Origin of the sequence: uncultured Kordia sp. (assembly GCF_947489565.1) — a bacterium.
Classification (GTDB): domain Bacteria; phylum Bacteroidota; class Bacteroidia; order Flavobacteriales; family Flavobacteriaceae; genus Kordia.
On record NZ_CANLEA010000033.1, the window covers coordinates 1 to 22775 of the forward strand.

General features: G+C 34.9%; 18 protein-coding genes and 2 tRNA genes. 6 read left to right on the forward strand and 14 right to left on the reverse strand.

All coding sequences use genetic code 11. The features are described 5' to 3' along the window. Positions 1-139: 139 nt before the first annotated feature. Positions 140-1381: a type IX secretion system outer membrane channel protein PorV gene (porV, locus tag Q0845_RS26295; RefSeq protein WP_298520597.1), complete on the reverse strand. Its 1242-nt coding sequence runs from the start codon at positions 1379-1381 to the stop codon at positions 140-142. Between the two features lie 31 nt (positions 1382-1412). Beyond that, positions 1413-5288, reverse strand: coding sequence for a type IX secretion system sortase PorU (gene porU, locus Q0845_RS26300; RefSeq protein ID WP_298520599.1), 3876 nt, complete (start codon positions 5286-5288; stop codon positions 1413-1415). 224 nt (positions 5289-5512) lie between these two features. On the opposite strand from porU, the gene gldJ reads away from it, so the two are divergent. Next, the gene (gene gldJ / locus Q0845_RS26305) at positions 5513-7186 is read left to right on the forward strand and encodes a gliding motility lipoprotein GldJ (protein WP_298520601.1); all 1674 of its coding nucleotides are present in this window, start codon (positions 5513-5515) and stop codon (positions 7184-7186) included. 79 nt (positions 7187-7265) lie between these two features. Beyond that, a complete protein-coding gene (gene murF, locus Q0845_RS26310) occupies positions 7266-8537 on the forward strand; it encodes a UDP-N-acetylmuramoyl-tripeptide--D-alanyl-D-alanine ligase (protein WP_298520603.1) in 1272 nt (423 codons plus the stop codon). Between the two features lie 36 nt (positions 8538-8573). Here the strand turns inward: murF and Q0845_RS26315 are convergent. The 10 genes from Q0845_RS26315 to Q0845_RS26360 all read right to left on the reverse strand — a co-directional run bounded on the left by Q0845_RS26315 (position 8574) and on the right by Q0845_RS26360 (position 16301). Beyond that, positions 8574-8648: transfer RNA gene (locus Q0845_RS26315), tRNA-Val, on the reverse strand. 28 nt (positions 8649-8676) lie between these two features. Continuing rightward, positions 8677-8751: transfer RNA gene (locus Q0845_RS26320), tRNA-Val, on the reverse strand. A gap of 67 nt (positions 8752-8818) precedes the next feature. Further along, entirely contained in the window at positions 8819-10039 is a 1221-nt protein-coding gene (locus tag Q0845_RS26325) for a folylpolyglutamate synthase/dihydrofolate synthase family protein (RefSeq protein WP_298520605.1), read from the reverse strand. Positions 10040-10049: 10 nt separating this feature from the next. Next, on the reverse strand, positions 10050-10943 hold the full coding sequence (locus Q0845_RS26330; RefSeq protein WP_298520607.1) for an energy transducer TonB: 894 nt from the start codon (positions 10941-10943) through the stop codon (positions 10050-10052). 6 nt (positions 10944-10949) lie between these two features. Then, positions 10950-11333, reverse strand: coding sequence for a biopolymer transporter ExbD (locus Q0845_RS26335; protein ID WP_298520609.1), 384 nt, complete (start codon positions 11331-11333; stop codon positions 10950-10952). Further along, positions 11333-11719, reverse strand: coding sequence for a biopolymer transporter ExbD (locus Q0845_RS26340; RefSeq protein WP_298520611.1), 387 nt, complete (start codon positions 11717-11719; stop codon positions 11333-11335). Before Q0845_RS26340 ends, Q0845_RS26335 begins: the two co-directional genes overlap by 1 nt. 9 nt (positions 11720-11728) lie before the next feature. Continuing rightward, on the reverse strand, positions 11729-12415 hold the full coding sequence (locus tag Q0845_RS26345) for a MotA/TolQ/ExbB proton channel family protein (protein ID WP_298520613.1): 687 nt from the start codon (positions 12413-12415) through the stop codon (positions 11729-11731). A 66-nt stretch (positions 12416-12481) separates the two neighbouring features. Next, complete coding sequence (nhaD, locus tag Q0845_RS26350; protein WP_298520615.1) at positions 12482-13900, reverse strand: sodium:proton antiporter NhaD; 1419 nt, start codon at positions 13898-13900, stop codon at positions 12482-12484. A gap of 21 nt (positions 13901-13921) precedes the next feature. Beyond that, entirely contained in the window at positions 13922-15148 is a 1227-nt protein-coding gene (locus tag Q0845_RS26355) for a Glu/Leu/Phe/Val dehydrogenase dimerization domain-containing protein (RefSeq protein WP_298520617.1), read from the reverse strand. An 88-nt stretch (positions 15149-15236) separates the two neighbouring features. Continuing rightward, positions 15237-16301 carry an anhydro-N-acetylmuramic acid kinase gene (locus Q0845_RS26360; RefSeq protein ID WP_298520618.1) on the reverse strand — a complete coding sequence of 355 codons (1065 nt, stop codon included), beginning with the start codon at positions 16299-16301 and terminating at the stop codon, positions 15237-15239. Between the two features lie 179 nt (positions 16302-16480). Here Q0845_RS26360 and Q0845_RS26365 point away from each other — a divergent pair, with 179 nt between their 5' ends. Beyond that, positions 16481-17623: an acyl-CoA dehydrogenase gene (locus Q0845_RS26365; RefSeq protein WP_298520620.1), complete on the forward strand. Its 1143-nt coding sequence runs from the start codon at positions 16481-16483 to the stop codon at positions 17621-17623. A gap of 70 nt (positions 17624-17693) precedes the next feature. Here the strand turns inward: Q0845_RS26365 and Q0845_RS26370 are convergent, their stop codons facing one another. Together Q0845_RS26370 and Q0845_RS26375 are read right to left on the reverse strand one after the other, a co-directional pair. Beyond that, positions 17694-18497 (reverse strand): hypothetical protein, encoded by an 804-nt coding sequence (locus tag Q0845_RS26370; RefSeq protein ID WP_298520622.1) that lies wholly within the window; start codon positions 18495-18497, stop codon positions 17694-17696. Between the two features lie 96 nt (positions 18498-18593). Continuing rightward, a complete protein-coding gene (locus Q0845_RS26375) occupies positions 18594-18725 on the reverse strand; it encodes a hypothetical protein (RefSeq protein ID WP_298520624.1) in 132 nt (43 codons plus the stop codon). Between the two features lie 180 nt (positions 18726-18905). Between Q0845_RS26375 and Q0845_RS26380 the strand changes: the two genes are divergently transcribed. The 3 genes from Q0845_RS26380 (at position 18906) to Q0845_RS26390 (ending at position 22764) form a co-directional block, all read left to right on the forward strand. Then, a complete protein-coding gene (locus Q0845_RS26380) occupies positions 18906-19760 on the forward strand; it encodes a M50 family metallopeptidase (RefSeq protein WP_298520626.1) in 855 nt (284 codons plus the stop codon). A 236-nt stretch (positions 19761-19996) separates the two neighbouring features. Then, positions 19997-21376: a microtubule-binding protein gene (locus Q0845_RS26385; RefSeq protein ID WP_298520628.1), complete on the forward strand. Its 1380-nt coding sequence runs from the start codon at positions 19997-19999 to the stop codon at positions 21374-21376. A gap of 326 nt (positions 21377-21702) precedes the next feature. Beyond that, positions 21703-22764 carry a hypothetical protein gene (locus Q0845_RS26390; RefSeq protein WP_298520630.1) on the forward strand — a complete coding sequence of 354 codons (1062 nt, stop codon included), beginning with the start codon at positions 21703-21705 and terminating at the stop codon, positions 22762-22764. Positions 22765-22775: the final 11 nt, after the last annotated feature.

Below are 22775 nucleotides of genomic sequence, written 5' to 3' on the forward strand. Positions count from 1 at the left end.
ATCTGTTTATCTGTTTATCTGTTTATCTGTTTATCTGTTTATCTGTTTATCTGTTTATCTGTTTATCTGTTTATCTGAAAAACAAAAAACCTTTCAAGGAACTTGAAAGGTTTTTGTAATATTTTTTATGTGGTGAATTTTACAATTCGTCGTACGTGTCTCCTAAGTTGAATGTTAAAGAGAAACGCAATGTATTTTCTAATGGATTACGAACTTGTGATGCAGAGAATAAGTAAGATACATCAATTTTTACAGCACTGTATTTGAATCCTGCTCCAAGCGTAAAGAACTTTCTAGCTCCTTTGATTTCGCTTTCATTGAAGTATCCTGCACGTAAAGCAAATGAATCTTGGTACCAGTATTCTGCTCCTAAAGCATATGTGAATTCTTTTAATTCTTCACTGAAACCTCCTGGTGCATCTCCAAAAGATTGGAAGATTCCTGAAACGAAACTTACATCATCATCTTGTCCTTCTACAATGATTGTTGGTTCATTTTCATTTACATCAGGTGTCGATAAATCGTCTGAATCTTGGTTCCCATCATCATCTAAATCAACGAATCCGAGTTTTGGTGGTGTTGGTACTAATAATTTATTTACTTCAACGCTTACTGCTAATTTGTTGTATTCGTCAAAGATAAAATCAAATCCACCTCCTAATTTTAATTGCGTAGGCAAGAAGTTTTCTTGTCCTAATTCGTCATATTTTAATTTTGGCCCTAGATTCGAAATGTTGAATCCAGCTCTCCAACGTCCGTTGAAACTGTCATATGCAGTTTCTTCAGACTGATAGTATCCTGCAATATCTACTGCAAATGTACTTGCGGCATTCGCTTCTACATCTGGCTGCGATTGCAATTTCAAATCAGAACGCAAGAAACGACCTGTTACCGACATTGAGAACTGATCACTTAAACGCAATGCATACGACGCATCAATTGCCAATTCGTTTGGTCTTTCAATTAATGGCGTAAAGTTTCCAATATCTGCTTGTTGTTGTGTAATAATTTCAATTTCACCCAAACTAAAGTACTTGATACTTGCAGACCATGCACTTCTTTCGCTGATTCTGTTGTAAAACGTTAAGTTTCCTAGAAATATATCATTTACTAAGTCACTTAAATAAGGCGTGTAACTGATTCCTACTCCAATTTGTTCCTTTGCAAAAGCATATTTTGCTGGATTCCATTGTTGCGAATATGTATCAGGTGATGTTGCAACTCCTAGTTCTCCCATTCCACCTGCTCTTGCGTCTGGTGTAATTAATAAGAAAGGAACTCCTGTGGTAATTACTCTTGTATCATTTGGATTTACTACCGTCGTTTGTGCCATCATTCCCAATGGGATTAAACACAATAAGGATAAAAATATCTTCTTCATTCAGTTAAATTTTAACAAATATAGTTTTTATTTATAGTATTACAAGTTTTTCAAATTTTTCAACTTTCTGATTTGTTAACGGAGATTTTACAGTAATCTTGTATACGTAGACTCCTTTTGCTAGTTTATCGCCAAAATCATCCTTGCCATCCCAGACAATATCTCTTGACAATGAACTGAAGTCTTTACTTGTAGCACCTGCATTTGTTTTTCCTACTAATGTACGTACTACTTTTCCTGAAACTGTAAAGATTTGCACCATAATATCAAGCTCACTAGAACTGTTGTGATTGAACCAAAATTCTGTATAACTTACAAAAGGGTTTGGATAATTTAACACATTGGTAATCGTAAGCGAGTTGCTTTCATTGAAAACTGTGAATTGTATTTCTGTTGTTGAAGAGTTGTTGTATACATCCCATGCTTTGAGCGATAATGTATGCGTTCCTTCTTCTAAATCACGCAGTGGGAATTTTACAATTCCTCGCGTGTAATCGTTTAATTCGGTTTCGTAATAATCATTTAATACGATCGGATTGACTTCATCGCCATCTAAGACCGCAACAATATCATGCCCAATTCCACTTGCTGTATTGATTCCGTTAGCATCAGAGAGTTTGGCTAACAAAAATGGAGATTCATTGGTAATTCCTCCAGAGACAAAACTTTCATCATTTAAGAATAAGTTGACTACTGGCGCATCGTTATCTACAGGAGCATCTTCGTTGAGTTCTCCAACTTTAAAGCTGTCGTTGAATCCAGTATGATCTTCTAAAACACCTTCTTTTTCAGCATAAAAACTGATACGTCCATTTCCAACAGGAATTGTAATATCTCGCGGCACTACAAATTCAAATTCAAATTCTCCTTCTACAACTTCGGCTTTTCCTCTAAAGATAATTTCACCTAAAGTTTCAAAGTCCAATACAAAAGGAAAGTCATTTGCCAGTGTTTGACGCTGAATGTTTTTATCGTAAATCGTAGAAAAAACAGTTCCGTTATAACTACTCATTAAGTTTCCTGAATCGTCCGTAATGTTTCCTGCCAGTTTTACTCTACTTAGTGCTTTTAGCGTATCTGTTGGCTGTGTAATTGGCACATCATTAATTGCCGTAAGATTTACTCTTGGTCTTGGAATTGCAAGTTTCATTGCTGGATCTCCAATAAAGAAAACCGTACGTTTATTCGTTGTAGTTACTAAATTTTTTGTTAGACGCAATGCTTCCGATACTGGTTCATATTCGTTAGAACCGTATGAAAACAGGTATCTTGCTAGCAATTCATTGATACTTACTCCAACATTCTGGAATATTTGTCGTGTGGTCGTTAATAAAGAGACAGCTCCACCACCTTCATTCCAAAACATAAATTCTCCTGCTGTTTCACGTAATGGATTATCGAAACGTGTATATTCACAAGTAATTGTAATAAATAATGGAAGACGACAATCGTTTGCCAATTCTTGCGAGTCTCCTTTTTCAAAAATTCGTTCTCCTGCTAATCCATCTTCACCACCATGTCCAAAGTAATTTACAACTAAAGAACCTAAAGCAATGTTATCTTTGATGGCTTCATTTACATCTGGATAACGTTCACCAGCTGCTGATGATTGTTGTTGAAAGGCATCTGAGTGTATTTTAGAGATATTGATGAATGGTTTTTCGGTAGAAATTACATCACCAAGTGCATCTAAATCTACTTCTAAGTCTTTGTCTGAGTTGTTTTCAGCATCATCGGAAACAATGGTTACGGTATTTCTCCATCGTCCAAAAGCTTCTTTACTGTAGTATACCAACGTTTTGTCTACAATATTTTTTGCTTGATTTGGATCGAGCACTAACATTCTTCCCAAAGCAATATCCAAACGATCTGTAACAGCCATAGTTCCTTCATTATCGTCCATCATTCCGTAGAAATCATCTGTCATAAAACCACTTGTCAAGTTAAAGCTATCATATGCTTGAAAAACTGGAACAATATTGGTATTTCCTTGAATTCTATCTTTATAATCATACGAAGCATCTCCAAAGAAACACACGTATTTTAAGCGATTTTCTGGAACAGTTGCATTGTCATATACATACTTTAAGAAGTTACGAATAGCACCAATATCAGGATTTCCAGTATTGAATTCGTTGTAAATACTTGTTAGTGTCACTACTTGCGCATTCATTCCTGAGTTTCCTCTATGAAAATCTGCAATACGTTCTGCTTGTGAAGCTAAATTTTCAGGCGAGATGATTATATATTCTATATCGCCATTTGCAAAAATTGATCCTTTTAAATCTTGATTTTGCACTTGGTTATTTGGTTCTATCGTTGGAATTAAGAATCGAGAAGTATCTCCAGCAATATATTGTCTGATTTCTCCCATTGGCGCTCTAAACGAGAATGAAGTAGCCGAATCAGTATTTGTTACTTTCGTAACATTCCAAATATCTGTGATATCCCAAACTTCGTACACTCTTGCTGCGTTTGAAATCACATATTCACCAATTCCTATGATGTTTCGCGCATCATTATATTTGAATTTAAATTGATCATCAATTCCCATTAATGTACGCTTCGATTCTACCGAAATATAATCGAGATAGGCAATAGATCCTGCAATTCCATTATTTTGATAGTTTAAGGTAATATTTAAATCTCCAGAACTTAAGTTTACTTCATCTATAATTAATCCATTTCTGTTTGCAGGAACACCACTTACATTGTGTTCTGTTGCCAATCTTGAATCATTTATTTGCGGAAATGTAAAGTTAAATGCAGATTGTCCATTGATATTTTCTGCAGGCTGACCGTTAATAATAGTATTCATGTTTGTGATATTATTCGAGATTGCTGCAGGTTTAATCCCGATACGTACTGGTTCAGAAGTCACTAAATTTGGTAATGTAAAATTGAAAGTACGTTCCGTTTCAATATTAAAAACTTCTCCAAACCATCTTCTTCCTAGTTTTACAATATTTACGTTATCTACTTCGTGAAATTGATAATCATCATATGTCGTAATTGTTACATCTGGTGCCACTGTTGGCTGTACTGCTTCTGGAATTCGTTTTCCATCTTCGGTACCATCTGCAGTAATAAAATAATAGGTTTTATCCGTGTATGCATTAATATGTGTCTGACTATCATCATTGAATACATCTGTTCCTTCCGCATAGAATAATATGTAATCTTCGGCATTAAATGCTCCATCTTCTTCACCAAAAACCGTAATTGCGTTTTCAGTGACATCATAATTTTCATTCGCAGAATTTAAATGCGGAATCATTCTTCCACCATTTCCATAGATTTTTATTTTTCTTGGATCAATGCTTCCTGTATTTAATCCTACTTGATTTAAAAAGTTTGCATCTAATCTATAAATTCCAGATTCTACGATTGAGAATCTATAAAAATTACCGCTAGCGAGTACCGAACTGGTAATATTGGTATTATTTTTTGCTATAGAATTCGGTCTTCCAGCCAAAAATGTATAGTTTACATCAAAGCTAAGCACCTTCTTAACAACTCCATTTTCTCTAATTAAAGGAGAAACTATTAATATGTGTGCATTTTTACCTCTGGCGCCAGAATTTACAATTTTTGCCTGAAGTGATGTTGGCAATCGTTGCTTATCAATTCCGCCTAGATTTTGATTGGTAATGCTTCCATACACTACATTTTCAATCTGCATAGAATTTTTGTTCACAAAGCGATCATCGTCCCATAGCGCTATAAAACTGATCGTACCATCATCATTACTAACAAAATATTCTTCGTTGAATGTTGGCAATTTCACAGACGAATTTTCCTTTGAAAATTCTTTTGGTGTTTCGCTCCACGTTAAATCAAAGTGCTTATTTTGCGCATATGCACTTATAAAAAGGAGGCCTAATAGAAAAGTAAGAGTTTTTTTCATTGCATCTTTAACGATAAATACATCGAAATATTATTCAATGTTTTAGCTAATTTTTTAAAAAAACAAAATTAAGAATAATAAATAACAACTGTGCCCGTTATATGAAAACTATTGATATTTATAATTGATGTAGAATGTCATATTAATTTTTGAAATTAATCTTGATAATTTGTCGTTAATTACTATATTGCAAACCTAAAATTTTCAATACTCAAGTCTTGACTATGAAAAAGCGAACATTAAAAATTATGCTACTTGTCGCAGTAGTATCATTCGGATTTTTTAGCTGTAAAAGATCATCATCAAATAACACCTCAAAAGCCACAGGATGGCGTATTGACGGAAAAGATGGAGGATTCACAGCCAATACAAAATACAAAGACCAGGAAACTGCTCCTGGATTGGTATTTGTAGAAGGAGGTACTTTTACAATGGGAAAAACCCAGGATGATCCTATGCACGACTGGAACAATACCCCTAACCAACAACACGTTCAATCATTCTACATGGATGAAACAGAAGTTACCAATTTAATGTACACAGAGTACTTATATTGGACAAAAACTGTTTTCCCTCCAGAGAATGAAAACTACAGAAACATTTATACTGGTGCATTGCCAGATACGTTGGTTTGGAGAAATCGTTTAGGATTTAACGAAACAATGACAACTAACTACTTAAGACATCCTGGATATGCAGAATATCCTGTAGTTGGTGTAAACTGGATTCAAGCAGTCCAATTCTGTCAGTGGAGAACTGATAGAGTTAACGAAGCAGTTTTAGAACGTGAAGGATATATTGCTAAAGGTGCAAAATCTGTTGATAGTTTAAGCCCTGAAGCTACATTCAGCACTGAAGCATACTTAACAGATCCTACCAAAACATATGGAGGTAAGATCGATGAGTATAAAGGAAGAATTGCTGAAAAATCAAATAAATCAAAAGATTCTACAGAATCAGATAGTAATGTATATGCAAAACGTACTTCTGGTGTTATTTTACCTGAGTATCGTTTACCAACTGAAGCTGAGTGGGAATATGCCGCTAAAGGTTTAGATGGATTAAGAGAATACAACAACGTTCGTGGTAGAAAGAAATATCCATGGAAAGGTGAATTTACAAGAAGTGGAAACAGAAAAAGACGTGGAGATCAGTTAGCAAACTTCAAAAACTCTAAAGGAGATTATGGTGGAATTGCAGGTTGGTCTGATGATGGTGCAGATATTACTGCTCGTGTAAAATCGTACCCTCCAAATGATTTTGGATTGTATGATATGGCAGGAAATGTTGCAGAATGGGTTTCTGATGTATATCGTCCAATTGTAGATGATGAAGCAAGTGACTTTAACTACTATCGTGGTAACGTTTATACTAAGAACGTAATTACTGACGAAGGAAAGTCTGAAATCGTAACGACAAGTACAATCACTTTAGATACACTTCCTAACGGAAGAGTTATGGCAAGAAACCTTCCAGGTCAATTAGCCGAAACTCCTATTGATGAAAACGAAACGTACTTAAGAACGAATTTCGATAAATCTGACAACAGAAACTATCGTGATGGTGATGTTTCTTCTTCTAGATACTTCGACTTATTTAACGAAGACGAAGACGGAGAATCAGATGCGAAGCGCATGTATAACGCACCAAAGCACGTAGTTGGAGCTGATTCAACTGGAATGTTAAGACAATATGACAAGTCGAACACAAGAACTACATTAATTGATGACAACGTAAGAGTTTACAAAGGTGGTTCATGGAAAGATAGAGCGTACTGGATTGATCCAGCACAAAGAAGAGCTTTCCCTGAATATATGGCAACTTCTTACATCGGATTTAGATGTGCAATGTCAAGAGTAGGTTCAAAAGCACAAGGAAGAAAGAGTCCTAGAAAATAATATACACACTCATATGTGTAAAAAAAGCCCTGACTTATCAGGGCTTTTTTTCGTTTAAACTTTATTTAATTCAGAAGTGATGATGAAAGAATTATATTCAATATTCCAAAAATACCCGACAGTATCAACCGATTCAAGAAACATAACACCTAATTGTATTTTTTTCGCCTTAAAGGGTGAGAATTTTAATGGCAATATATATGCTAAGGATGCTTTGGAAAAAGGCGCTGCATATGCTGTTATTGACGAAAAAGAATATGAACTAAACACACGCACGATACTTGTTGAAGATGTATTAGAAACACTGCAAAAGTTAGCTAATTTACATCGTAAAGAACTAAACATTCCTATTATAGGACTCACAGGAAGTAACGGAAAAACCACCACAAAAGAATTGATCAACGCAGTAATTTCCAAAAAATATAAAACCACTGCCACCAAAGGAAACTTAAACAATCATATTGGTGTTCCGCTGACTTTACTTTCCATGACTTCCGACACAGAGATTGGAATTGTAGAAATGGGCGCAAATCATCAAAAAGAAATCGCTTTTCTTAGCAATATTGCCGAACCAGATTACGGATATATTACGAATTTTGGAAAAGCTCATTTAGAAGGTTTTGGCGGTATTGAAGGAGTTATCAAAGGAAAAAGCGAATTATATGACTATTTAAAGGCAAATGACAAACTCATTTTTGTCAACGGAGATGATTCCAAACAAGCAGAAAGAACACGCGAAGCAAAGAGTTACACGTTTGGAAGCTCCGACACACACACACCAAACATTCGTTTTCAAAGTGCAAACCCAATGGTAAAAGCAATTGTAAATGACACTGAAATCCACAGTCAATTAATTGGTGCGTATAATTTTTCAAACATTGCAGCTGCTGTTGCTATTGGAACTTATTTTAGCGTAAAGCTTTCTCAAATAAAAGACGCCATTGAAGCATACATTCCTTCTAATAACCGATCGCAGATTATACATAAAAACTCCAATAAAATCATTTTGGACGCGTATAACGCAAATCCTACAAGCATGAAAGCTGCTTTAGACAACTTTTCAAACCTAACCGACACCACTAAAATTGCTTTCTTGGGCGACATGTTTGAACTTGGTCCTAGTGCAGCAACAGAACATCAATTTATAAATGAATATGCTAGTACTTTAGCAATTGATCATATTTATTTGATTGGAGAAAACTTCGGAATCACTAAGAACACAAACTCAAAAGTTAGCATTTACAAAACTTACGAATCTTTAAAAGAACATTTCCCAGAAGTGAAAAATAGCACTTTATTAATTAAAGGCTCTCGCGGAATGGCCTTGGAACGAATTTTAGATTTGTTATAAACTAAAAAAAGCTTCTTAAATAAGAAGCTTTTTTTGTGGGCGATACTGGATTCGAACCAGTGACCCCCTGCTTGTAAGGCAGGTGCTCTGAACCAGCTGAGCTAATCGCCCCGAAATTCATTAATTTCAGTAAATATTGTGGGTAATACTGGATTCGAACCAGTGACCCCCTGCTTGTAAGGCAGGTGCTCTGAACCAGCTGAGCTAATCACCCTTGTTGCTTATAGCGGATGCAAATATAAAATAGATTTTATATCTGACAAAATTTAAACCTAAAAATTTCAAAGTATTTCAGCCACCACAAAAGTACTTCCTCCAATGTACATGACATCGTTATCCGTAGTTTTAGCTTTTGCTGCAATATAGGCTTCTGAAACTGAATTATATACATTTCCACTTAGACCAAATTCTTCCGCTTTTTGCTGTAATTCATAAACATCTAAAGCACGATCTATTTTTGGACTACAGAAATAATAATATGCATTTTTAGGAAATAGCGGGAATATTTTATCTAAATTTTTGTCACTCACAACCCCAAAAACGATATGCAATTCTTGAAAATCTTCTTTTTGCAATTGTTCCATGACAATTTGCAAACCTTCTTTGTTATGTGCTGTATCGCAAATTATTTTTGGAACTTCAGATACGATTTGCCATCTCCCTTGGAGGTTTGTATTTGAAACTACATTTAATAATCCGTTTTGAATATGTTTTTCTTCTATCTGAAAGCTTTTTAGCAATCGAATGGCCTGCACTGCCGATTTGTAATTTTTCTGCTGGTAATCTCCTAAAAGATCTGTTTGATAGATTTGTTGAATTGTTTTTTCTGCTAGATATACTTCTGAATTCAAATTCTCAGCTTTTTCGACAAAAACAGGAAAGGTTTCTTTGTGATATTCTCCAATCACTACAGGGATATTTTTTTTGACAATTCCTGCTTTCTCAGCTGCTATTTTTGCCAATGTATTTCCTAAAAATTGCACATGATCCAATCCTATGTTTGTAATCACACTGACTTCTGGAGTAATGATATTTGTAGAATCTAATCGCCCACCTAAACCAACTTCTATAACTGCTATATCAACTTCCTGCTGCGCAAAATAGTTAAAAGCCATTGCGACAGTCAATTCAAAAAACGAAAGATTTTCTGAAGTTACATAGATATTATAATCTCTTACAAATTCAAGAGTTGCCTTATGAGAAATCATTTCGCCATTCACGCGAATGCGCTCTCTAAACTCTTTTAAATGCGGAGACGTATACAAACCGACTTTATAACCTGCTTCTTGAAGTACAGAAGCAATCATATGGCTTGTAGAACCTTTTCCGTTGGTTCCAGCCACATGTATACTTTTAAATTTTGTATGAGGACTTTTTAAATGCTCCGCAAACTTGGTAATTTTCACTAAATCCCATGCTCCCGAATTGTTTGAAGCACCTTTTTTTTGATAAGAAGCTTCATATTGTGCTTCCAACCATTGCAAGGCTTTTTTATCTGTCATTAAAAAAGTACTATTGTCCTAATTTGAAATTCACCACTATAAAGCCAACTTGTGTAGTTGGTGCTTTTGAATCTTTATTCCAACGGTACTCATATGCAGCCTTTTCTGCCGGTTTTAAGAGGCATTTAGCACTGTTTGTAGTTCCTTTTACTCCAGCAACGGCATCAATTACTTTCCCTGCACGATTTACAGTAATTTTCACAACTACACGTCCAGCTTCGTTACAATCTTGCTTATCTACATTTCCTCCACTAAGCTTGCTTCTTCCATTTAAACCATAACCTCCTGCGCCACCGCCGCCTGTACCTGGTGCACCATAATAACTTGTCGCATATGGATCTCCATCTGGATTTCCTTTGTTTCCATCTCCATCATTTGGCCCTTCTCCTTCTCCATCGTCACTTCCAGTACCACCTTCACTATTTAAGTCTTTCGTCAGCGCTTCAAAATCTGCTTTCTTTTTTGCTTCTTCAGCTTTCTTTTTTGCTTCCGCTTCTGCTTTTGCCTTTGCAATACGATCTGCTTCTGCTTTCTTTTTAGCATCTTCGTCTGCTTTACGCTTTTTTTCTTCTTCTGCCTTTTTTATGGCAATTGCCTCTTCAGAGTCTTGGGTTACTACTTCTTCAGCTGCAGACGTATCTGGTTGCGTTTCTTCTACAGGTTCCGTTTCTTGAGGCTGCTCTACTTCTTCTTGTTGAGATTTCGCTACAGGTTTTGGATTTTTTTGTGTTTCCACCTGACCTTTTCCTGTATCTGTAGTTCCAAAGTTTACGGCAATTCCGCTTTCCTCTGGCGGATTCATGTATTTCATTCCAAATACAAACATTAATAATAATAGAATAACCATCAACACTGTTGTAATAGTTGCTGATTTTCGTTTGTGTTCTGTATTGAATATTGACATAATACTTTATTTTAGTGCTGTTTCAAGAATAATCTCATAATTATTTTTTCTTGCAATTTCCATAATATCTCCCATAATTTCCAGAGAAATATTCTCTATTATTTTTAGCGTTATGACTGGATTTGCATACCCTTCAAATTGTATTTTTAATACTTCCTCAAGCTGATTAACATCAATTTTCGTTCCATCAAGGAAAACATCTAAATTTTCTTCAACTCGAATTCTTATTGTTTTTTTAGTTTTCGCTTGTTGAACCTCAACATCAGTTACTTTTTCTGATAGGTTTTCTAAATAATTCGCGAAATACGCTAAACCAGCTAAAAAGAGTACACCTGCAATAAAAACGAAGGGCAAATTAAATTTTTTATTCCTTGTTTCAAGCAAACTCATTATTGCGGTCGAACAGCTAAAATGATTTTATATTTATTTTTATTTGCAATATCCATGATATTCACTGCCTTTTCGATAGGAACACCTTCTTCAGCTCTTAATATTATTGTTGGAGAATCTTGCCCTCTCAACTTCGCTTTTAGCTTTGCTTCCAATTGCCCTTCTCGCACTCGATCCGAATCTATATATACTTGCAAATTTTTCTTGATACTTACAGCTACATTTTGCGTGTTTGTTGATTTTCCTTTGGCTTTCGGCAAGAGTAAATCAAGTGCGTTTGGTGAATTAGATGTTAACATAAAAAACACCAATAATAAGAATACGATATCTGTCATGGACGACATACTAAATTCTGGACTTACTTTATTTCTACCTCTTAACTTCATAGATTCAGGTTATACAGGTTCGTTTAATAAATCTAAGAAGTCTACCGCATTTGCTTCCATTTGGTGCACTACTTTGTCTGTTTTCACAACCAAATGATTGTACCCAATATACGCAATAATTCCCACAATTAAACCAGCAACTGTTGTCGTCATCGCAGTGTAAATACCTCCTGCAAGTGATCCCATTTCGGCTTGACCGCCACTTGTTGCCATTTCACGGAAGGCGATAATCATACCGATTACCGTTCCTAAAAATCCAATCATGGGCCCTGCCCCAGCTATAGTTGCCAAAATACTTACATTTTTTTCGAGTTTGTACACTTCTAAAGTACCTGCATTTTCAATAGCCTTGTTAATATCTTCTAAGGGTTTTCCAATTCGAGAAATTCCTTTTTCTGTTAATCTTGCCACCGGAGAATCTGTTTGTGCACATAACATTTTTGCAGCATCTAGTTTTCCAGCAGAGACATTATCTCGAATTTGATTCATAAAATTCTTATCTATTTTTGAAGCTGCTTTGATTGCAAATGTTCGCTCAAAATAAATATACAATGCAACGGCAAGCATTAGCAACAAAATACTGATAATAATAATACTACCAATTCCTCCATCAAGAATTAATTGTATTATAGAGAATGTTTCTTCTTGAGGCTCAGTATTTTCAACAGCTGTTGTTGGGGTTTGAAATAATAACATAGTTGTTTTTTGATTTAGACTATAATAACGGTGTTTTTTTTAATTAAGTATACGGTGCTGATATACTTAGAACAAGGTTCGCATGACCATGAAAGCTATTGAACCGATAAGGAATCCAATAAAGGCTAACCAAGATATTTTTTTAAGATACCAAAAGAAGTCTATTTTTTCCATTCCCATAGCTACAACTCCAGCAGCCGAACCAATAATTAACATACTTCCTCCCGTTCCTGCAGCAAAAGCAATAAAGTGCCATAGTTCGTGATCTAAAGGCTCTGTAAACATTCCTAAACTTGCTGCTACTAATGGTACATTATCAATTACTGCCGAACCTACTCCAAGTGCCATAACTACTAAGTCTGAAACTCCTCCTTCATGCATTTCTGTACCTAATTGTGGCGTAGCATCTTTTAACCAATCTGCAAAGTTGAACAGTAATCCCAGAGATTCCAGGGCTGCTACAGCCATTAATATTCCTAAGAAGAATAAGATACTTGGCAATTCAATTTTTGATAAAGAATGATGTACCGGACTGTGATGTGCAGATCCGCCATCGGCATCATGCCCTTCGTTTGCTCCAACTGAAGCCATTGTAAATTTGGAGTTACTATATATTTCTGCAAATATTGCCACTACCGAAAGTGATAACATCATTCCCACATATGGTGGTAAATGTGTTACTACTTTAAAAATAGGTACGAAAATAATAGCTGATAACCCTAAATATAACATGGTTGGCCCAAAACGATGTGTTTTGTTCTCTTCTACTCCTTCTTCTTCATCAGGCAAATTACCTTGAAATGGTTTTAGGAATGAAGCAATAAATGTTGGAACTATCATACATAATAATGATGGTACGAATAAGTATCCAAATAGTTTTCCTGTAGACACTTTATCTCCAATCCATAACATCGTTGTGGTAACATCTCCAATTGGTGACCATGCACCACCTGCATTTGCTGCAATGATAATTAAACCTGCATACCAAATACGAATGTTTCTATCGGAAATGATTTTTTGTAAGATGGAAATCAACACTATTGTTGCTGTAAGATTGTCTATGATAGCAGATAAAATAAATGCTAAGAATCCAAAAATCCAGAGAACACGCTTTTTACTTCGGGTCTTGATAAAGCTTTTTATTGTTGCAAAACCATTGAAATAATCAATAATTTCTACAATAGTCATCGCTCCAAGCAAGAAGACCAAAATTTCTGCGGTTTTCCCCAAATGGTGCAATAGACCTTCTTCCATCATGTGCATCTTTTCGGGTTTGGCAAGTTCTCCAAAACCACCATCTCCGCCGACGAGCGCATGTGCTCCTGAGTCAAACCAATTTTGAAAATCTTCGATTCCAAAAGCGATAAATGCCCAACAAATTGCCATCATGGCTAATGCGGGAATGAGCTTATCAATTTTTAAGTTGTGTTCTAAGGTTATGGCTAAATATCCTAAGACAAATACGGCTATTATTGCTGATTCCATTTCTATTTTTTATGTTGATGTTTAGACTAATTCTTTTAATGCAATTTCAAAAGCTGTTTTACTTACATCTACTTTTGATGCATTTCGTTTGAATGTATTTTGTAATGCTTTTTTGATAATTCTAGAAGTATCTTCAAAGATAGCTTCATCGGTCATGGATACTCTGCGTTCCATAAAATAAGCAAACACACGTGCCATTCCGCAATTTGAGATAAAATCCGGAATTAAACTCACTTTTTGATCGGTATGTTCCATGATAGATCCAAAGAAAATTTCCTTGTCTGCAAACGGTACATTTGCACCACAGGTAATAACTTCCAATCCAGTATCAATCATTTTATCAATTTGCTCTTGCGTAATCAATCGTGATGCGGCACATGGTGCAAAAATCTCTGTTGGCAATTCCCAAATACGTTGATTTATTTCTTCAAATGGAATCATGTTATCTGCTACAAGCGTATTTCCATCTTTATTCAAGTAAAACTGCTTGATTTCGTCATTAGAGAATCCTTCTTCGTTGATAACGCCTCCAACTCGATCAATAATTCCGACTATTTTTGCGCCCATTTGAGACAAATAGTACGCTGCTGCTGCTCCAACATTTCCAAAACCTTGTACAATAGCACGTTTTCCTTTGATGGATCCGCCATAAATATCATAAAAATGACGCGCTGCTTCAGCCACACCGAAACCAGTAATCATATCGGCAATTGTGTACTTACGAGAAACATCTGGAGAATAATTGTCACTTTCAATGACTTTGATTACGCCCATACGTAACTGACCAATTCTATTAATTTTATCTGCAACTGTTGGTTTAAAATGCCCATTAAAGACACCTTCTTGCGGATGCCAAACACCGCTATCTTCGGTAATTGGGATTACTTCATGAATTTCGTCAACATTTAAATCTCCTCCCGTTCCGTAGTAACTTTTTAATAAAGGTGCTACTGCTTGATACCAACGTTTTAATACGCCATTTTTTCGCGGATCACGTGGATCAAAATTAATTCCCGATTTTGCGCCTCCAATTGCAGGACCAGAAACTGTAAATTTTACTTCCATGGTTTTCGCTAACGAAAGGACTTCATTCATATCCAAGCCTTTGCGCATGCGCGTTCCACCTCCTGCTGCACCTCCACGAAGTGAGTTGATTACCGTCCAACCTTCCGCATCTGTTTCAGGATCTTTCCAGTTGAAAATGATCTCAGGTGCTTTATTTTCGTATATTTTGAGTAATTCTTTCAAGTATTTGTATTTAGTGTACTATAGTTTGTATTCTAGCAAATATAAAAATTGTTCGCTTCTTAGAGGCAAACATTTAAGACAATTTAACTTAATGATAATCGTAAATTTTCCCAGAGCTATGATCTTGGGTTGCGCCTGTAACACTTTTCAGACAATTTACTTCATTGCGCAAGCGTAACACACCTAAAAACCCAAAGATTAGCGCTTCTTTGTATTCTATCAATTCATCGGCAGGTTTTACCAAATCGAGTTCTTTATGATAATGAATTCTGCCTAATAAATAATCGTTGTATGCACCGCCGCCTGTGACTAGTATTTTCGATCTGATCTTAAAGTTTTTTGCCAGTTGTCTTGCTGCATGTTCTGTAAATGTTCGCAAAAGATCTTTTTCTTTTCTTTTAAATGCTTCTAATCGGGGAAATATTTCTTTTTGAACCCATTCCAATCCTAATGATTTTGGTGGAAGCTGTTTGTAATACGGTAAGTTATCTAATTCTGAACCTAAACTTAATAGATATTCGCCCGATTTTGCCAATTTTCCTTTATCATCATAATCAAACCCTAATTGCTTTGCATATTTATTCAACACAATATTTACGGGACAAATGTCATACGCAATACGTTTTCCTTCTTTATGAAAAGACACATTTGCGAATCCGCCCAAATTCAAACAATAATCATATTCAGAAAATAACAATTCGTCTCCAATTGGCACTAAAGGTGCGCCTTGTCCGCCAAGTTTCACATCTTGCACTCTAAAATCACAAACTATTGTTTTTACATGATGTTTCAATAAACCTCCTAATTCTGGCAAATTGCCTATTTGATGAGTAATTCCTTTTTCTGGTTGATGCAAAATAGTGTGTCCATGTGAACATACAGCATCTACATCCGTAATGTTATGTTTTTCTATAAACGAATTGATAACCTTGGCCAATTCCTTCGTGTAGTATGTATCAAAGCGTCCTAAATCTCGATTATTATAATGAATAGCATCTTGCAAATCTTTCTCCATTATTTTATGATACGGAATGGTTTCCGCCACTAGAATTTTAAATTTCCAGTGTGCTGCTTTTTCGAAATGTATATAGGCTAAATCAATTCCATCGAGGGAAGTTCCTGACATGACACCAATCACTTTGTACTGACTCATATTGTAAATGTATTTAAAATTTATTGTTTTAAATTCACTTTTACACAAGATTGATAATTATCACTCCAATAAATTAAGAATTCCTAAAAATAAGTGCTTATTATTGAAAATCTGCTATTTTAGAATTATCTTTGTGCGACTTTTTTAAAAATTTACTAATACAATTACAATATATAATTATGGATTTTAATCTTACAGAGGAACACATGATGATTCGTGATGCAGCGAGAGATTTTGCGAGAACCGAATTACTTCCTGGAGTTATTGAACGTGATAATAAACAAGAGTTTCCAAATGAGTTGGTTCGTAAAATGGGCGAATTAGGATTTATGGGAATCATGGTAGATCCAAAATATGGAGGAAGCGGAATGGACACAATTTCTTATGTATTAATTATGGAAGAATTGTCTAAAATTGATGCATCTGCCTCTGTAATTGTATCTGTAAACAATTCATTAGTATGTTATGGTTTAGAAGCCTATGGTACTGAAGAGCAAAAACAAAAGTATTTAACAAAGTTAGCAACTGGAGAAAATGTAGGAGCATTTTGTTTAAGTGAACCAGAAGCTGGAAGTGACGCTACTTCGCAAAAAACAACGGCGATTGACATGGGCGATCATTATGTAATTAATGGTACTAAAAACTGGATTACTAGTGGTGGACGCGCAGATGTATATTTAGTAATTGCACAGACAGATCGTGATAAAGGACATAGAGGAATTAACGCGTTTATCGTAGAAAGAGGAACGCCTGGTTTTGATATTGGTCCAAAAGAAGACAAATTAGGAATCCGCGGAAGCGACACGCATACCTTACAATTTAACGATGTTAAAGTTCCAAAAGAGAACAGAATTGGTGAAGATGGTTTTGGATTTAAGTTTGCGATGAAAACGCTTTCTGGTGGACGTATTGGAATTGCTGCACAAGCCTTAGGAATTGCTTCTGGAGCATATGAATTGGCATTGAAATATTCGAAAGAACGTAAAGCTTTTGGAACTGAAATTTGCAATCACCAAGCTATTGCTTTTAAATTAGCGGACATGTACACAGATATTACTGCTGCACGTCATTTAGTAATGCAAGCAGCTTGTAAGAAAGATGCAAAAGAGAATTATGATATGGAAAGTGCTATGGCAAAGTTATTTGCTTCTAAAGTAGCAATGGAACATACCGTAGAGGCTGTTCAAATTCACGGAGGAAATGGTTTTGTAAAAGAATATCATGTAGAACGTTTGATGCGTGATGCTAAGATTACACAGATTTATGAAGGAACTTCTGAAATTCAAAAAATTGTAATTTCAAGAGGAGTTATTAAAGGATAAACTCCATATATAGTATATAAAAACGCGTTGAACTTCTTCAACGCGTTTTTTGTTTTATAAAGTTATGTTTCTAAAAACGATAGTCAACTCCAAAACCTAAAGCATTGATACGAACGCTTCCAAGATTGTAACGATTGTAACCTCCGTGAACAGAAAAACGTTTCAGGTGATAACGTGCATGTAGCTTCAACTCATCTATCGAAGAATCATTGATAAAACTTTGTTTCCAAAAAGCACTAATACTTATTGGCTGATCTAAATACACATCGACACCAACTTGATATGCGAATCCTGCTTCATCTACACCATTCCCTACATATGTAGCTCCAACTCCCCAAAAAGCAGTTATATATTGCTCTCGAACTCGATAATAATTAAACATAAAAGAACTTACACCAAGTTCATTTTTGGGATTTTCTTCGAAAAAGTGCAGATGATTCACTTCAATACCTGCTAAGGGAACAAAACGATAATTTAGTTTTACATCATTGCCATAGAATTCTTTTCCACTCGTAAAAAATGTATTAGAAAGAATCACTTGAGCATTTTTCACAGGCACATCGTCTTCTGGATATGCATATTCTCCATGAGAACCGTTTGAATATGGATATTTATAAAAATAGCGTTCTTCTGCATTTCCAATAAAAACCCCGATGGTTATTTGGTAAGCAATTTCAAAAAAAACACCTTCAAAAAAATTGATATTATCATCGTCTCCCCAATCATCGTCATCATCATTCCAAGAACGTGAATCGTTATTACTGGAGCCACTTCCCGAAAGGTCGTTTTTAGCTTTGTTTAATTTTCCTTGCGCATGACTTACACTAAAAACAAAGCTGCATACGAGTAGAGAGAGTAAAATTTTTGATTTCATAAAATTGGTTTTAACGTTGCCAAACTTCATCAAGAAAAGTGCCAAAAAATCTCTGTATCGTAACGTCAAAATCGGGAAGTCAAAAAACAAGTCCTGCTATTCTTGGGAAACAGTCACTTGATTATTATTAATGGCTATTGTCAAATTGGATTCTTTCACTTCGTCATAATAGATTTCTACTTCTTTAAATTGATTTCCGATTTGAATAGTTGTTTTTGATGGTTTCATTTGGTTAATTTTTTTCGTTCTTTATAAATATCCTTCAAAAACTAGCTTAAAACAATACTTAATTATACGTATTTTTGAATCGTTAGTATTAATGAGGTTATTCATTTAATAGTTTAAAGTATTTTCTCTCAGTTTCTAATGAATTGTGTAATTTCACGAATTCCTTATATGATTTAATGTATGATGCTACTTGCTGTCTTATTCCAAAACATTGGGAAATTTCTCTGTCTAAAACTTTTTAAAACAAAACTGAGAGATCTTCGAAAACAATGGCACTGGAAACGTTTTGTATATGAACTAAGTGGTTCTATATTTCTTTTTCTTCTTTCGTTTATAATATATGCTTCTATAATGATGTATTACGGAAAAGTATATTTATCAAATGACAACTTGATTTATGGTATTGAAGCGAGCGAAGTTGCAGAACATATAGGTTTTCAAGATGGTGACAAACTAATAGCAATTAATGGTGAAAAAATTACTGAATTTGATGCTAAAGAATTAATGATAGATGTATTACTAACTGATAGTGTACATATTGATCTTACCAGAGATTCTAAAAAAATTCGATTGTCAATTTCTGAAGAACAAAAGAAAATGATTCTTGCCAATCGTGATAGTATGAATCAATTTATTATGGCTAGAAATCTTAGTGAATTAGAATTTACTCATGAAAATTACAGTGTATCCGAAATCACAGCTCGTTTTTATAAAAATTTAGAAACGACTACTGAATATGTAAGAACATTAATTATAGGTCCGGAAAAAATGAACGGTTATCTGAGAAGAATTCCGGTAGCAATATTTGAAGTTCATAATTTTCTATCCTTTCTAAGTGTATTCAGTTTCACAGCATTGATGTTGGTCATCATCAATCTAATTCCGCTGCCTGGTTTGGATGCGGGCAATATGATTATTGCACTTATGGAACATAATAGAGAAAAGGTATTTTCTGCTAAAAAACTATTCATCATTCGCTTATTAGGAATTGGAATTTTAATTATTTGGGTTTTGATTAATACTTATTTATTGTAGTAAAACTATCATAACACCAAAAAAACACTATAAAATAACACGTAAATTCACTTTTTTAATTCCAACCTGTAACAACTCGGAAAAAAATAGACAGATATTATTGTTAAATTCTTTATATTTAAAAGCTAGTTTCAAAAACGTTTTTTTGCTTTCATAGCTCAATACATTTTAAAAACAACTAGTACCGAAAACAAACGACAAAAAAATACATTCATTAATAAAAAACCACGTAATATATGGCTGACGATTTTGATTTACTAGAAACTTCAGGAGCAGAACAAAAACAAAAATCTAATGACAAAGTAGATTGGGGAAGAGCAATTGACCAAATGAAGTCGAAACTTGCCCAAGAAGATAGTCCCGAAGTTCGCCAAAAAATATTGAACGCAACTTTGGACAATGTGGTGGATATGGCTGAAAAAGATCGTACTTCACTCCTCGATGCCATTAAAGACTTAACGGATTATCAAGACGAAGTAGGAATTATTTTTGAGCGTTTTTCAACATTAAACGATGAAGAACAACGTGTTATTGATGATGCGCAGAAAGAACTTGAAAAAGCAAAAGTAGAATACCAAGCTGCTATAGACAAGCCTGATACATGGTGGAATAATCTTTGGGGACGAAAGTCTAGAATTAAAAGAGAGAAAACCGAATTAGAACAAGCGGAAAAGGACAGAAAATTTGCAGACTCAAAAGCAAAGGAAATGTTTCAAAAGCGTATTGAAAGTTCAGATACGGAAACGTTGTTGAAAGAACTTTCATTTAAGAGTCAGGCAGCTGTAAAACGTTTGAAAGATCGTGAAATAGAAATCAAAGAAGTTGAGGACAGACTACAAGTTGCTATCGTAGAAGCTAGTAAAAACCACACAAAAGCTTTAGAGAAGAAAGAAGAAACAGAAGCAGATCTCGAAAAACAAAAAGCATTGTTGAGTCAGGCACGACAAGAATTGGAAGAAATTGTTGACAAGCAATCTCCTGAATATTCTGAAGCGTTGGCTAAAATTACGCAACTTGAACAAAAAGTAGAAGAGCTTGATGGTTTACGAACTGCATACATCACATTAGCAGCCAGTAAAGATAGTTTTGTGCACAAACACAACTTAACGATTAAAGTATTGACATCTTTACGTAGCAACTTACAAACGCACAGAGCAAAACTAAAATCTGATACGGAAGAAAGAATCCGTTATTACGATGGTTATGTAGTGGCTTTAAAAGCACGTACTGATCAAGAGTTTGCTGCAATTTTAGAACACTTAGGTGTAAAAACTGATGAGAAAATCGGAGAAACATTGGCAGCAATGTACACTGCAAGTTCGAAAGCGCGTCAAGATATGATGGAAAATATTCCTGTTCACGAAAAAGTAATGAAAGGTATTTATAGTAGTTATGCAGAATCGTTACAAGAAATTCGTGAAAAGGATGTGGAAATCCGCAAGAATTTTGCTGATCGTTACGGAATTGACATGAAAGAATTATTCGAAGAGTATTATCAAAACAATGAAAATCCATCTACTGGAGATGCTGGCGGAAACGACGCTTCTGGTGGAGAAAGCGGTGGCGGAAGTCCTGCTTCTTCCAATGATGGTGGTTCTGATGACTTGTTAGGTTAATTCTGAAAACTACATATTCATCGATATTGCATGAAGGATTGAGGCGGCATCCTTTTTAAAATTGAAACGTCATTACGAGGAGTTTGCGACGAAGTAATTTGTTTGTAAAAAAATAGATTGTCACTAAAATTTTCAATGTATCTCGCAATGACGTATTAAAAAGATACAGCCGAAAGCCTGGTCGTATTGCGGACATGCCAAAAAATAGCTAACTACTTCGAGGCATATTCGTGAAACATTGATAAGAAACGACTAAAAAAATTGACGCAAGCGTCGAAACATTTAAATCTCGATTATCGAGTAATTACGTATATAATTTTGTTTTAATGTCTTTAAACGATATCACAACACCTTTAGATTCTGCAGCGCTAGAATCGGACGACCAATATGATTTGTATTACCGAATGGTAATGCATGTTCTGGATGAATTTGAGATTAATTTGGTGGAATGGAATCATTACCGAATTTGCACCAAAGAAGAACTGAAAGCTTTAGAAAACTATTGCAAACGTTTGGCGTTCTCACTTCGTGTAATGCAGTTAAAATATCGCTTTGACGAAGAGCAAATGAAGGTCGATTTGACCGAATCTGGTTTTCCAAACTATTTAGAGTTGCGTTATATTCACAACGATCTGGACTTGAAAGAAGAGTTTAAAGCCAAATTACCAGCTGCTAGCGAATTCAAAGAAAAGTTCATTCGCCAATTAATGGTGCACAAACAACATGTGAGCAAACGCGATTTGTTTGAAGCATCTTCGTCTCTCTATTACAATAGAATTCAGGAAGAAAAAGTATTCAAAAAGTTTGTTTTAGGGAAAATCAAAAAGACGAAAAGTACTTTTGCGACTTATGTGCTCGACTGGGCTTTTTACGATGTAACGCTCAACAGACCGTTTATTTGTTTTATGTATTTTGATTATAAACATGATGATGAAATAGAACAAGAAATTTACGATACGATAAAAGATTGTGCCGATCGCCATCAAGATTTGAACAATATGGCGTATATGATTGACAAACGTTTGAAAAATGTGCATCCGCGCAAAATAAAACGTGTTGATTTAGGAATTTTACACAGTATTTTTTCCAAAGATGATCATGAAATTACACAAGCTTTGTTGCAAGCAATTGCGCAAAAAGATGTAAAACTAAATTCGTTCTCGCTGACGACGACTGTGGAAACAATCAATGCAGTAAATTCATCAAAAGTAAGCAATGATTTATTATCATTTAAGAAGCAAGAAATTCAAGTGTGGAGTGACATCACAACGCACAAGTATATTTTAGCTCCGCATAGAGTCATTCAATTGTTGTATGGAAAAATTCCAAACACTATTATTCACTTACATCATGAACCTTTTGAAGTAGAAGAATTGCCTGAGAATTGAGCTTGAAATTG